14 protein-coding genes are annotated in these 14,388 nt (G+C 33.4%); 10 read left to right on the forward strand and 4 right to left on the reverse strand.

The genetic code is table 11. The features are described 5' to 3' along the window. Nucleotides 1-2: 2 nt before the first annotated feature. The 3 genes from M9897_03055 to purB all read right to left on the reverse strand — a co-directional run bounded on the left by M9897_03055 (nt 3) and on the right by purB (nt 3,880). Entirely contained in the window at nt 3-788 is a 786-nt protein-coding gene (locus tag M9897_03055; protein ID MCO5267857.1) for a hypothetical protein, read from the reverse strand. A gap of 54 nt (nt 789-842) precedes the next feature. Beyond that, nucleotides 843-2,462: a hypothetical protein gene (locus M9897_03060; GenBank protein ID MCO5267858.1), complete on the reverse strand. Its 1,620-nt coding sequence runs from the start codon at nt 2,460-2,462 to the stop codon at nt 843-845. A 68-nt stretch (nt 2,463-2,530) separates the two neighbouring features. Continuing rightward, nucleotides 2,531-3,880, reverse strand: coding sequence for an adenylosuccinate lyase (purB, locus tag M9897_03065; GenBank protein MCO5267859.1), 1,350 nt, complete (start codon nt 3,878-3,880; stop codon nt 2,531-2,533). Nucleotides 3,881-4,063: 183 nt separating this feature from the next. Here purB and M9897_03070 point away from each other — a divergent pair, with 183 nt between their 5' ends. The 4 genes from M9897_03070 (at nt 4,064) to M9897_03085 (ending at nt 7,201) form a co-directional block, all read left to right on the forward strand. Continuing rightward, nucleotides 4,064-4,279: a hypothetical protein gene (locus tag M9897_03070; protein ID MCO5267860.1), complete on the forward strand. Its 216-nt coding sequence runs from the start codon at nt 4,064-4,066 to the stop codon at nt 4,277-4,279. 107 nt (nt 4,280-4,386) lie between these two features. Next, nucleotides 4,387-4,818, forward strand: coding sequence for a transposase (locus tag M9897_03075; GenBank protein ID MCO5267861.1), 432 nt, complete (start codon nt 4,387-4,389; stop codon nt 4,816-4,818). Between the two features lie 14 nt (nt 4,819-4,832). After that, on the forward strand, nt 4,833-5,678 hold the full coding sequence (locus M9897_03080) for an IS3 family transposase (GenBank protein ID MCO5267862.1): 846 nt from the start codon (nt 4,833-4,835) through the stop codon (nt 5,676-5,678). Between the two features lie 146 nt (nt 5,679-5,824). Then, nucleotides 5,825-7,201, forward strand: coding sequence for a hypothetical protein (locus tag M9897_03085; GenBank protein MCO5267863.1), 1,377 nt, complete (start codon nt 5,825-5,827; stop codon nt 7,199-7,201). A 55-nt stretch (nt 7,202-7,256) separates the two neighbouring features. Here the strand turns inward: M9897_03085 and M9897_03090 are convergent, their stop codons facing one another. Beyond that, complete coding sequence (locus tag M9897_03090) at nt 7,257-9,533, reverse strand: UvrD-helicase domain-containing protein (protein ID MCO5267864.1); 2,277 nt, start codon at nt 9,531-9,533, stop codon at nt 7,257-7,259. A 295-nt stretch (nt 9,534-9,828) separates the two neighbouring features. Here M9897_03090 and rpsL point away from each other — a divergent pair, with 295 nt between their 5' ends. Genes rpsL through rplD form a run of 6 tightly spaced genes read left to right on the forward strand, consistent with a single transcriptional unit; the run spans nt 9,829 to nt 14,382 of the window. Further along, nucleotides 9,829-10,209 (forward strand): 30S ribosomal protein S12, encoded by a 381-nt coding sequence (gene rpsL, locus M9897_03095; GenBank protein ID MCO5267865.1) that lies wholly within the window; start codon nt 9,829-9,831, stop codon nt 10,207-10,209. 7 nt (nt 10,210-10,216) lie between these two features. Further along, a complete protein-coding gene (rpsG, locus tag M9897_03100; protein ID MCO5267866.1) occupies nt 10,217-10,687 on the forward strand; it encodes a 30S ribosomal protein S7 in 471 nt (156 codons plus the stop codon). 12 nt (nt 10,688-10,699) lie between these two features. Beyond that, nucleotides 10,700-12,808, forward strand: coding sequence for an elongation factor G (gene fusA, locus M9897_03105; protein ID MCO5267867.1), 2,109 nt, complete (start codon nt 10,700-10,702; stop codon nt 12,806-12,808). Nucleotides 12,809-12,818: 10 nt separating this feature from the next. Beyond that, nucleotides 12,819-13,124, forward strand: coding sequence for a 30S ribosomal protein S10 (gene rpsJ, locus M9897_03110; GenBank protein ID MCO5267868.1), 306 nt, complete (start codon nt 12,819-12,821; stop codon nt 13,122-13,124). A 17-nt stretch (nt 13,125-13,141) separates the two neighbouring features. Then, complete coding sequence (gene rplC / locus M9897_03115; GenBank protein ID MCO5267869.1) at nt 13,142-13,756, forward strand: 50S ribosomal protein L3; 615 nt, start codon at nt 13,142-13,144, stop codon at nt 13,754-13,756. Further along, nucleotides 13,756-14,382, forward strand: coding sequence for a 50S ribosomal protein L4 (gene rplD, locus M9897_03120; protein ID MCO5267870.1), 627 nt, complete (start codon nt 13,756-13,758; stop codon nt 14,380-14,382). The genes rplC and rplD overlap by 1 nt, the downstream gene beginning before the upstream one ends. The last annotated feature ends 6 nt before the right edge of the window (nt 14,383-14,388 follow it).

Here is a 14,388-nt window from a genome sequence, read left to right on the forward strand (position 1 = left end):
TGTTAGTTATAATAAAATTCTTTTGGCATTCGCTTATAGATAGGAATGAGCCATCCTGCTCGTAACCCAAAGAGATGACCTATACGAATTTTCTTATCTACTAATTCATTTGGATGATCCCAAAAAATATCGCGCTGATCTCGTGTGAATTGTTGTTGGAAGTAGAATCCAGCATAAAAATTGAAAATCCCACGATTAGCCATGAACGTATAACCGATAAATTCTGAGGTATTTACTCCGATTTCTAGTCGATCGTAACCTTTTAAATAGTCTCCCCTAAGTTGTGGAACTTCATCTTCTTGTGTTTCAATGCGCAATCTATTCCAAAAATATCCTGCATCCAACGTAATGGTTATTCCAGAGTTTGGATTAGGGTTCCAAACAGGAATAATTTTACCTACAGATGCGTTTATATTGAATCCTCGATTGAATAAAAGAACTATGGACGATCCACCCGAAGTATTCAAAATATTCCCATTAGAATCCATTAAATTTTGAATGAGTCCTTCTACTTTAATTTTATTACCAAATAGAAAGTTGCCGTCCAAGGCATATATCCAATTCTTTTTTGTTTTATATCCAGCGTGCGATCCAAGCATGTTTGTAAAGCCATATCGTTGAGCGTATGCGCCTCCCGGCCAATTGGCACCATAATGTATTCCAATATACGGAGTACCAATAGCTTCCTCTACTTTTCGTTGTCCCCAGCTAAAAGTATGAGCCAGTAGAAGACAAATTCCTAAAAGGAATAAGGTCTTATTTGATATAGCACATGAAATTTTTTTCATATCTCACAAAGTTAGAAAGAACTCTTTGAATTTAAATCTTTTTGATAGAAATGTTTATTTCTCTTTGTTAAAAAATATATTTCCAAGTCGATAGTTCTTTAAGTTGTTTCCATTAATAAAGAGGGTGTTTCTTTCTGGAATTGGAACAGATAAAGAAGGAGTAAAGATGATATTTGACTCGTAACGACCAATAGTACTTTTACGTGTGACATTTCCATTTGTACAATCTATAGAAACGTGAGTAATCGTATTTTTAACAGCGTTAAATTGGGCTAATTCGGAAGTGTTCTCATCTTTAATAAAATTGCCATCTTTACTATAATTAGAGAGATTATCATTAAAAAAGATGTGTAAATGATTGTCGGATAGGTAAGAAGTGGCTGATAAATAATACCCACCATCATTCACTGTTCGTTGTAATTTAGGTATTAATGAGAACCATTGAGTAGAATCTCTTTTGTTTATACCAAATGCTATTAAATCATTGCACCAATAATATCTATCAATACTTCCTGCTCCATTTGGCATAGCAGCACCTCCGTATCTATATTCGGTGGCTTTATACTCTATAATACCATAATAATTGTCACCTATGGCATAAAAGTCGATGAGTTTAAAATTATGGGTAGAAGGTTCAAAATCTAAATTAAATCCAGCATTAAATATAGTGGCAGAACGTATATAAGTAAGTGTTTCATTATTAAATGGAGTGAAATATTTATTGAGTATGTTTCCCTCTTTATCCATTTTAGCAATAAGAACTCCTTGAATTTCGCCATTTATTTGATATTTGTATAAAGAAACAATTGTAAATCCATTCTCAGAGGGGTAGCATTTTGTATCTGAAAAATATATTCCTTGTTCTCGGATCGACCATTCATGGAGTTCCTTATCCTTTAATTGTGTGATTTTAATTTCATCAAATTCATACGCCTTTGTTTTTGCTAATTCTTTGTCATTATAATGTGCTGCAATTAAAAATTGGTTATCGGGATTGAATATAAAAAAATCCAATGGATTGAAATTATTTGTGGAGTATGGATAGTTGATACCTCTTAATACGGGTACTTCTGAGTTGCTTGCAAAAAGCAGATAATTTAGTTGGGTAAACTCGGCATCTGTTGTATTAGGAAGATACATGATAGAAGAATAAGAAGCATCTTCACTTGAAATTAGCATGAGTCTAGAGATATTTACGTTCTTATACATGCGGCTAAAATCTTCAGGGATGCTGAATCCATGATTTATTCGAGTATCAGAACTTGGATCAATAAAATGATAATACAACAAATCATTCCGAGAAGCAAAATCACTCCGGTATGATACAGCCAAGATATGTTCACCTAAAATTGCATAACTAGCTAATTCAGTCCGCCTGCCATCTCCATAAAATTTAAGGTATTTGGTTTGAGGTAAAGTATAATCCTCTACATATCCAAAAGAGCGATTTGCTTTTATTTTGCTGAATAAATTGAGGAGATTACTTTGATTTTGGACACAGATTATTTTTCCGGAAGGCGTCTTGCTAAAGCTTTCTATATAGCCTTTTGATTTCTTTTTATCTCCCATAAATATAGAGATATCTTTATAATCTTTGACAACCTGTGCATGTACATTCGGAGTAGAAATCATCCAAAAGCAGAAACTAAGAAAAATCAGAATAATGAGACGCATTCTGTTAATATCGCATATTTATTATAGCGAAGATACTACTAAAATATGACAACTAAGATAAAGATAAGTTAAAAACCCGTGTAATTATGAGGGGTGATATTTTTAAGCTCTTTTTTTAGGAGTTCATTAACCTCTAAATTATCAATAAAATGATGCACCGTTTCTTTGGTTACTTTTTCATTCTTTCGGGTTAATTTTTTCAATGCCTCATACGGTTGTGGATAGCCTTCCCTCCTTAAGATGGTTTGTATGGCTTCTGCAATTACCGCCCAATTATCTTCTAGATCATCTGCAAGTGCACTTTCATTTAAGACTAATTTTTCTAAACCTTTTTGTGTGGAGTTGAAAGCAATAATACTATGTGCCAACGGTACACCAATATTCCTAAGTACAGTAGAATCTGTCAAGTCTCTTTGAAGTCTGGATATGGGTAGTTTCTGTGCAAAAAACTCAAATAGAGCATTTGCAAGACCCAAGTTCCCTTCTGAGTTTTCAAAGTCAATAGGATTCACTTTGTGAGGCATGGCACTTGATCCTACTTCTCCTTCTTTAACTTTTTGTTTGAAATAATCTATCGAGATATATGTCCAAATATCACGATTCATATCTATCAAGATTGTATTGATGCGTTTCATGGCGTCAAAAAGAGCAGCGAGATTGTCGTAATGTTCAATTTGTGTTGTAGTTTGACTTCTTGTTAACCCTAATTGTTTTTCTACAAAATCATTAGCAAAATGTACCCAGTCTTTTTGTGGATAAGCAACGAAATGAGCATTAAGGTTCCCAGTAGCACCGCCAAATTTCGCAGAGAAAGGAATTTGTTTTAGCTGTTTTAACTGCACTTGTATTCTTTCATAAAATACAAATAATTCTTTTCCTAGCTTGGTAGGAGTTGCCGGCTGCCCATGTGTTCTTGCCAACATAGGAATATTCTTCCACTCATCAGCTAAAGTTTTTATTTGAATGCAAACCTTATCAAGCTCTGGTAAATATACACTATTTACAGCTTCTTTTAATAACAATGGGATAGCTGTGTTGTTTATATCTTGAGAAGTTAGTCCAAAATGTACAAATTCAAGAATTGATTCCAAACCAAGTGATTTCATTTTGTCTTTAACAAAATATTCAACGGCTTTCACATCGTGATTGGTTACTTTTTCAGTGCCTTTAATTACTAAGGCATCTTCTTCCGTAAAATTTTTATAGACTTCTCGTAAGGCTTGGGTTTGACTAGGATTTATTTTTATATTAGAAATTCCAGAATTCTCTGCTAAAGCAATGAGATATTCAATTTCTATAAGTGTTCTATATCTAATGAGTCCAAATTCAGAAAAATAACTTGCTAAATCTTCGGATTTACTTCTATATCTTCCGTCAATAGGGGATATAGCCGTAAGTGTGTTGAGTTTTATCGACATATAGGGTGTATGATAATGAATAAAACAAAGATACAAATTCTGATTTAATCTGAATAAGATATGACTATTAATATTGAAATGATGTATGTAAGATGCCCTATTTTAAGTGTTTATTAGGTTTAGGTTTTATAATTAAAAATAATTTATATATTTGCAAAATTAATTTGATCAAAAAAATATATCATGAAAAAATTACTACTAATTGGATTTGGTGCTTTAATGTTAACTACTTTAGCTTCTTGTAAAAAAGACTGGACTTGTGTTTGTCAATCTTATGGTGAAGTGTCACAATACACAATCTATGGTAAAACTAAGAAACAGGCAAAGAATCAATGTACAGATGCTGTTTCTGTTGGTTTAGTTACTGTAGGTGGTGATAATGATTGCAGTCTAAAGTAATTAGATTACAAATTTCAAATTAAAAAGAGTATCTAAAAAGGTGCTCTTTTTTATTTTAGAATACATGTCTTGTCCTAACATAGCGTTACACTAAAAAAAGTAATGTTATGGATAAATCTAAAAATCAGTACATTAAACGTACACAAAAAGATTACAGCATGTCTTTTAAATTAGCTGTAGTTAAAGAAGTTGAAAGCGGAGAAATTAGTACCGAAGCAGTAATGCGAAAGTACGGTATACAATCTCATAGTACAATTTTAAATTGGAGAAGGAAATTTGGTATCTTTGATTTAAAAAACAGTTCTAATTCTATATTTATGAAAACACCACAACAAAGAATCCAAGAGTTAGAGCAGAAATTACGGTTATTGGAATCAAAGAATGATTTCTTAGAGGAACAATTAATGAAAGCCGAGGATAAAGCTTATATTTTGGATAAGCTTATAGACATAGCAGAAAAAGAATATATGCTTCCTGTAAGAAAAAACTCCTTCCCCGATCAATCAAAGAAACAAACAAAGAAAGGCAAAGGTCAATAGGCTATCTTTGTGGATTGGTCGGGATAAATAGACAATACTATTATCGTAGTTTCTGGCTTATAAATGAAAAACGAGAAGTCGCTAGCCAAGTTATTGAAATGGTTAATAATGTACGTATAAAAATGCCTAGAATAGGTACTAAGAAGCTTTATTTTCTTTTAAAAGAAGAATTAAAAGGTCTTCATGTGGGTAGAGATAAACTTTTTGATATTCTTAGAGCAAATCATATGTTAGTAATTCCAAGGAAAAACTATCATATCACAACTAATTCTCATCATCGATTTCATAAATATAAAAATATTGTAGAGAATTTAGAAATAACAAAACCAGAACAAGTATGGGTATCAGATATAACTTATATTGAAGGAAGAGGTAATGGTTATTTAGCTCTAGTAACGGATGCTTATTCAAAGAGGATAATGGGGTATGATTTATCAAATAGCCTTGCAACAGAAGGTGCTTTAAGAGCTCTTAAAATGGCCTGTAAAAATCGTATATATAAGAATCATCCTTTGATTCATCATTCTGATAGAGGAATACAATATTGTAGTAATAAATATCAAGAATGTCTTAAAAGGAAAAATATTCGACCTAGTATGACTGAAAGCTATGATCCGTATGCAAACGCGGTAGCTGAAAGAGTAAATGGAATATTAAAGGATGAGTTTTTATTGGAAAATTATAAAGCTGATATTCAAACAATGAAAAAAATTGTAAAAGAATCTATTGAAATCTATAATAACCAAAGACCACATCTGTCATGTGAATTGTTAACACCAAGTAAAATGCATATGCAAAGAACTATAAAAAGAAAAACTTATAAAAAAACTTCTGTGAAGCTAGCTTCACAGAAGTTTTAATTATTTTTGTTTAAAATATGTAACGCTTATTTAGGACGATACAACATCTGTTATTTACATAAAACTTTTATATTTGGTAAAATTTTTTAAATTAGTGGTATCTTTATTGCACTGCTGTTTATCTTGAAATTAAAAATAAAATAGTAATGAAAGCCTTATTAATAGCCTTATTTGGAAGTTTCTTTTTTATAGGAAATTCTTTTGCTGTCGAATTTTCTGGACATACTCCTCCCCCAGATTCTAGTTCGTCAATTATTGATAAAACTGCAGCACTCTATCTAATAGATGAAGGTAAGAAATTATTAAATCAAGGGAGAACACGAGATGCCTTACAAAAATTCAGAGAGGCTTTTGTCAAAGATAAATATAACTCGAAGGCTGCTTACTGGATAGGAGAAGCCCACTATAAGTTAGATAATTTTGGATATGCTTTGAGATATGGTAAAACAGCTGAAGCATTAAGTCAGGCTTCTGATGGAGATGTATTCTTTTTGCTAGGCAGAGCATATCACAGACAAAATATTCTAGATAGTGCAAAAATGAATTATGAGTTGGCAGATATTCAATTATCACAAGCATTAAAAAAAGCCTATAATCTTGGTCTATACCTTGAAGAAATAAAGTATGCTTTATCTGTATCTAACTATGAAAGAAAGTATCAAAAGGAATTATTGGGAGATAATATCAATTCAGGATATGATGATTATAATGCTTTAATTTCTGATGATGGAAAGACAATGTATTTTGTTTCAAGAAGACCCGAAACAAAAGGTAGTAACATTAACCCGGATGATCAGAGATATTTTGAAGATATTTATATTTCTAGATGGGATAGTGAAAATAATGAATGGGGAAGAGGGGTTAATGAAATCGACAGATTAAACTCTAATGGATTTGATGCACTGAATTATATCTCTAAAGATGGAATGGAAGCATACCTAACTATCAATACCTCTATCTTAGATCAGAAGAAAGTTACTAAGAGTTCAGATATTTGTATATCTAATTTTACAAAAGAACACCGATGGTCAGTTCCAAAGCCTATAAAAAATAAAACAATCAACACCTCTTTTTTTGATGGTGCTCCCACATTAACAGAAGATGGTAGTATTATGTACTTTGTAAGTGATAGAGAAGGAAATAAATCAAAGTCTGATATTTATGTGGTTGAAAAAGTTGGAAATTCTTGGGGTACTGCTAAGAAATTACCAATGAATGTAAATACGACTGAAAACGAAACAACTCCTTATATTACGCCGGATAATAAATTTTTATTTTACTCTTCAAATGGTAAAAAAGGAATGGGAGGATATGATGTGTATGTAACTGAGAATATGGGTGATGGAACATGGGGTGAGCCCGTTAACTTAGGGCCGGATTTTAATACTGTGAATGATGATATCTTCTTTAAATATTATCCAGAATTAAATAAAGGAGTGATTTCCACTTATACACTAGAAGGACAAAAATCAAGTATGGATATTTATGAATTGAAATTAGAGGGTTGGAAAATACCTAAATAATTTTCTGTAATTCAGTATATAGAAACGGGTTGAGAATTCTCAACCCGTTTTTGTTTTAATCTACTACCGTTAGCTTTGCAAATTTGAGTATTAAAGTTTTCTGTCCAACTTTTGGAAAAAACACAGAGGCTCTTTTATCATTTCCTGTTCCAGAGATGGCTGTAATTTTCCCTTTCCCAAATCGCTCATGTTCTACGTTATAGCCAACTTTTAAATCTAATGAAGAGGTCAAGTCTCCTTTAGAATCTTTATTAATTACATCTTTTAATGGCTTTAGATTCTTTTTAATTGAAGACTCAAAAGAAGCAGGGCCATCCATCGGAGGTCTTTTAAATCCACTAAGTGAGCGACCACCTGAAGTACTTATCACCTTATTCTCAAAATGCAAAAAATCACTGTCAATCTCGTCTATAAAACGACTAGCCTCAGAGGTGATTAATTGTCCCCACCTATAACGACTCACAACGTATGAAAGCGTGCATTCTTTTTCAGCTCTAGTTAATGCCACATAAAACAATCTTCTTTCTTCTTCCAACTCTGCTCGAGAAGTTAAAGAAAGTTGTGATGGAAATAAATTCTCTTCCAAACCTACTATATATACGTATGGAAACTCGAGACCTTTTGCAGCATGAATTGTCATTAATGTTATAGTGTCTTGGTTCTCTCCCTTGTCTTGATCTGCATCTGTGAGGAGCGCTACGTCAATCAGAAAATCACTTAATGTGCCCAACTCTTCTTTTTCGGTCTTCTCAACTGAGAAAGCTTTAACAGCAGATAATAATTCCTGTATATTTTCATAGCGAGTCACCCCTTCAGGAGATTTATCATCATATAAATCCTTTAATATACCAGATGATTTAGCAATATTTTCAGCTAATTCGTATGCAGAGGCTGTATCTATCTGAATAGCAAAACTATTCATTTGAGCAGCGAAACTAGTAATCTGGTTTTTTGCTCTCGGACTAATATCTACTGGGTAGCGACCAAAATCAGAAATAATTTCCCAAATTGGCACATTATATTGCCGCGATGCAAGAACCAACATATCTACAGTAGTGTCTCCAATCCCTCTTTTAGGATAGTTGATGATTCTTTTCAGTGCCTCTTCATCTCTCGGGTTAGCTGTGAGTCGAAAATAAGCTATTAAATCTTTTATTTCTTTACGTTGATAGAAAGATATGCCACCATATATTTTGTAAGGAAGATTTAATTTTCGTAAAGACTCTTCAAAGGAACGTGATTGTGCATTGGTGCGGTAAAGAATTGCAAAGTCTTTGTAAGACGCCCCATTATTTCTTTTCGTGTCATATATCTTATTGACAATAATGCGACCTTCTTCATTATCTGTTAAACATCTAACTACATTTATTTGTTCCCCCTGAACATTCGAGGTCCAAACGTTCTTCTTAATCTGGTCTTTATTTAGTTTGATGATGCTATTAGCAGCCTCTACAATATTTTTAGTGCTTCGATAATTTTGCTCAAGTTTATAGAGCTTGTAATCTGGATAGTCCTTTCTGAAATTTAAAATATTTTCAATGTTAGCTCCCCTAAAAGAGTAGATGCTTTGTGCGTCATCGCCAACTACACAGATATTTTCATAAGCTGCTGCTAATTTTTTTACAATTAAGTATTGTGAATAGTTAGTATCTTGGTACTCATCAACTAAAATATATTTAAATTTCTGTTGATAGAAATGTAATACATCCGGATAATCTCTTAATAGAACATTTGTTTGAAATAATAAATCATCAAAGTCCATTGCTCCGGCTTTAAAGCATCTGTTCTGATATTCTTTATATATACGGAATAATTCAGGTTTTTGAGACATCCTATCCTCTGCAATGATATCTGTATTACTCTCATAGTAAGCAGGAGAAATTAAATTATTTTTAGCACCAGATATACGATTATATACTGTACTGGGTTTATATATTTTATCATCTAAGCCATATTCTTTGATGATGCTCTTGATAAGATTCTTACTATCATGCGTATCATAAATGGTAAAATTGGAAGGATATCCTAATTTATCGGCATTATATCTTAAGATACGTGCAAATACTGAGTGGAAAGTTCCCATGGTTATATTTAGAGCATCACTTCCGCCCACAATTGCATTAATTCTATTTTGCATTTCTTTAGCCGCCTTGTTGGTAAAGGTCAAAGCCAGAATATTAAAAGGATCCACGCCGCTACGAATAAGATGCGCAATGCGGAATGTTAAAACTCTAGTTTTACCCGATCCTGCGCCCGCAATAACCATCATTGGGCCACTAAGATGTTGAACAGCAGCTTGTTGATCAGAATTTAATTCATTTAGATAATCCATAAGGACAAAGATACTAAGAAAGAAGGTGGATAAAAATCTTTTTAAAACTCTTTTTAGAAAATAATTTTTTCCTACTATGCATTCTCTTTATTTTTTTTAATTGATTGATAATTAGTTTATTATATTAAATATAAGTATGGATGAAAAGATTTAGAGAATTAGAATTAACAGTAGATTGTTAAAAATCAGCAACTTTTTATAAAAAAATGTTGGATTCTAAAATTAATTATCTAATTTTGCACCCCCCAAAGTGTATTGGGAGTATTAATTAATTATAATAATTTAAAGAGAAAATATGCCAACTATTCAACAACTAGTTCGCAAAGGTAGAACAGCGCCGGTGAGAAAAAGCAAGTCTGTAGCACTTGATTCTTGTCCGCAGCGTAAAGGAGTATGTGTACGTGTGTACACCACTACACCTAAAAAGCCAAACTCTGCAATGAGAAAGGTTGCTAGGGTTCGTTTAACTAATGGAAAAGAGGTGAATGCCTACATCGGAGGTGAAGGTCATAACCTACAAGAGCACTCTATGGTATTAGTAAGAGGAGGAAGAGTAAAAGACCTTCCAGGAGTACGTTATCATATTGTACGTGGGGCAGAAGATACTGCTGGAGTAAATGGAAGATTACAAGGTCGTTCTAAATATGGAGCGAAAAAACCTAAAGCACAAAAATAATTGAGTCATGAGAAGAAGAAAGGCGAAAAAAATTGAAATTTTACCAGATCCACGCTTTAATGACGTTCAGGTAACAAAATTCGTTAACAACTTAATGTTTGACGGGAAGAAAAACTTGGCTTACAAGATTTTTTATGATGCTATTGATATTGTAGAGGGAAAAATTCAAGATCAAAACGGATTAGAAGTATTCAAGAAGGCGATTGAGAACATTACTCCAAGTGTAGAAGTTCGTAGTAGAAGAGTAGGAGGAGCTACTTTTCAAATCCCTACACCTATTCATGAGTCAAGAAAACAATCTTTGGCTATGAAATGGATGATTACTTATTCTCGTAAGCGCAATGAAAAAACAATGGCTATGCGTTTAGCTAATGAGTTTATTGCTGCATCTAAAGAAGAAGGAGCTGCTTTCAAGAAGAAAGAGGATACATTAAAAATGGCTGAGGCTAATAAGGCGTTCTCTCACTTTAGAATCTAAAACGAAGATATTATGGCAAAAAGAGATTTAAAATATACAAGAAATATTGGGATTATGGCTCACGTGGATGCTGGTAAAACAACAACTACTGAGCGTATTCTTTATTATACAGGTGTAAACCATAAATTAGGAGAAACGCATGACGGTTCTGCAACAATGGACTGGATGGATCAAGAGCAAGAAAGAGGTATTACTATTACTTCTGCTGCAACTACTTGTTTCTGGAAGTATAATAATGAACAATATAAGATTAATGTGATTGACACTCCAGGACACGTTGACTTTACTGTTGAGGTAGAGCGTTCTCTTCGTGTATTGGATGGAGCTGTTGCTTTATTCTGTGCTGCTTCAGGTGTTGAGCCTCAATCAGAAACAGTTTGGAGACAAGCCGATAAGTATGGTGTTCCTAGAATTGGTTTCATTAACAAGATGGACCGTGCTGGAGCTGATTTCTTTAAGACTATTCAACAGATTATCGACAGATTAGGAGGTAATCCAGTTCCGATTAACTTACCAATTGGTTCTGAGGATACTTTTATTGGAGTTGTTGACTTGATTAAGAATAAGGCACTTATTTGGCATGACGCAGATAAAGGTATGACTTGGGAAGAGCAAGAAGTACCTGCTGATATGAAAGATCAGGTTGAAGAATACAGAAGTAAATTAATTGAAGCTGCAGCTGAATCTGATGATGCTTTAATGGAAAAATTCTTTGAAACTCCAGAAGCAATTACAGAAGAAGAATTAAGAACTGCTATTAGAAAAGCAACTATCAATATGTCTATTAACCCAATCCTTTGTGGATCTTCATTTAAGAATAAGGGAGTTCAGACATTATTAGATGCAATTATGCAGTATTTGCCTTCACCATTAGATATCGATGCAATTCAAGGTGTGAATCCTGATACAGGTGCAGAGGAAAGCAGAAAGCCAACTATTGAGGAACCTACTTCTGCGTTAGCATTTAAGATCGCTACTGACCCATTTGTAGGACGTTTATGTTTTATCCGTGTATATTCAGGAAAAATTGATGCTGGTTCTTACGTTTATAATACTCGTACTGAGAAAAATGAACGTATCTCTCGTATTTTCCAAATGCACTCAAATAAACAGAACCCTATTGATGTATTAGAGTGTGGAGATATTGGAGCAGCAGTTGGATTTAAAGATATCAGAACAGGAGATACTCTTTGTGATGAGAAAAAACCAATCGTTCTTGAATCTATGTCTTTCCCTGATCCAGTTATTGGTATCGCTATTGAACCTAAAACAAAGGCTGACGTAGAAAGATTATCAGTCGGCTTAAATAAATTAGCTGAGGAAGACCCAACATTCCAAGTTTCTACTAACGAAGAGTCTGGTCAAACAGTTATTTCTGGAATGGGAGAGCTTCACTTGGAAGTACTTGTTGAAAGATTAAGAAGAGAGTTTAAAGTTGAAGTAAACGAAGGAGAACCTCAAGTTTCTTACAAAGAGAAAATCTCTACTCCAGTTGATCATAGAGAAGTTTACAAAAAACAAACGGGTGGTCGTGGTAAATTTGCTGATATTGTTATCAAAATTAGCCCACAAACTGATGAAACTAAAACAGGACTTGAATTTATTAACAGCATTAAAGGTGGTAATATTCCGAAAGAATATATCCCTTCAGTTGAGAAAGGATTCAAAGAATCTATGAAGAATGGTGTTCTTGCAGGTTATCCTCTAGATTCATTAGTGGTTGAATTAATAGATGGATCTTACCACGCAGTTGACTCTGATTCTCTTTCATTCGAATTAGCAGCAAAGATGGCTTATAGAGAGGCATTACCTAAAACTAATCCACAGTTATTAGAGCCTATCATGAAGTTAGAAGTTGTTACTCCAGAAGAAAATATGGGGGACGTAGTTGCTGACTTAAATAGAAGAAGAGGTCAAATGCAAGGAATGGACGATCGTTCTGGTGCAAAAGTTTTAAAAGCTTTAGTTCCATTATCTGAAATGTTTGGATATGTGACTGCTTTGAGAACCTTGTCATCGGGTCGTGCAACATCAACAATGGAGTTTTCTCATTATGATGTTTGTCCTAAGAATATCGCTGATGGAGTGATAGCTAAAGTTAAAGGAAGTGTTACAGCTTAATATATAAGTAATGAGTCAAAGAATTAGAATAAAATTAAAATCTTACGATTACAATTTAGTTGACAAATCAGCTGAGAAAATCGTAAAAACAGTTAAAACTACAGGTGCTGTTGTTAGTGGACCAATTCCACTTCCTACACATAAGAGAATTTACACTGTATTAAAATCTCCTCACGTAAATAAAAAAGCGAGAGAACAATTTGAATTGTGTTCTTATAAGCGTCTATTAGATATTTACAGCTCTTCTTCAAAGACTGTAGATGCGCTAATGCGTTTAGAATTGCCAAGCGGAGTTGACGTAGAAATTAAAGTTTAATGTTTAAAAAATAAAGTATGCCAGGTATAATTGGAAAAAAAGTCGGAATGACTAGCATTTACAGTGCCGAGGGTAAGGCAACACCATGCACAGTGATAGAAGCTGGTCCTTGCGTTGTAACGCAAGTTAAAACGAGCGACAGAGATGGATATGATGCTATCCAGCTAGCTTTTGGAGAAAGAAAAGAAAAAAATACTCCAAATGCTTTAAAAGGTCACTTCAAAAAAGCAAATACAACTCCAAAAACGGATGTTGTAGAATTTTGTGATTTTGAACAAGAATTGAAATTAGGCGAAGTTGTAGATGCCTCTATCTTCACTGAAGGTGAATTCGTTAATGTTGTAGGAACTTCTAAAGGAAAAGGATTCCAAGGAGTTGTGAAAAGACATAACTTCGCTGGTTCTGAAAGAAGCCACGGTCAATTTAGTATGGTTAGAAAACCAGGTTCTATTGGTATGGCTTCTACACCTAGTAAAGTTCAGAAAGGTAAGAGAATGGCTGGTCACATGGGTAATGCTCGTGTTACAATTGAAAACCTTCAGGTTTTAAAAGTTCTAGCTGAAAAGAATATTTTGGTAATTAAAGGTTCTGTACCAGGAGCTAAAGGTTCAACAGTATTAATTGAGAAGTAATGGAAGCAAAAGTATTAGATATTAAAGGAAAAGCTACTACATCAAAAGTGACCCTTTCTGACTCAATTTATGCAATTGAGCCAAATGATCACGCGATTTATTTAGATGTAAAACAATATTTAGCTAATAAACGTCAAGGTACTCATAAATCTAAAGAAAGAGCGGAGGTTAACTTAAGTACTAGAAAGATTAAGAAACAAAAAGGTACCGGTGGAGCACGTGCAGGATCTTTGAAGAGTCCTGTATTTGTTGGAGGTGGTACTGTATTCGGACCTAGACCAAGAGATTATAGCTTTAAATTAAACACAAAGTTAAAGAGAGTTGCAAGACGTTCTGCATTGTCTTATAAAGCAAAAGAAGATGGAATCATCGTATTAGAAGGATTAAAATTTGATGCTCCTAAAACAAAAGATTTTATTGCTGTTTTAAAAGCTTTAAAGATGGATAGTGAGAAAGTTTTATTTGTTGTAGGAGAACACGATAAGAATACATATTTGTCTTCTAGAAACATTGAAAAAGCAAAAGTTATAACTGCAGATTCATTAAATACTTTTGACGTTATGAACGCTAAAAAGTTAGTTATTGCAAAAGAAGCAGTTGAAGTTATTGAAAAGATTTTAAACTAATTAGTG

It is taken from the genome of Brumimicrobium sp., assembly GCA_023957385.1.
Taxonomy (GTDB): Bacteria; Bacteroidota; Bacteroidia; order Flavobacteriales_D; family Crocinitomicaceae; genus Brumimicrobium.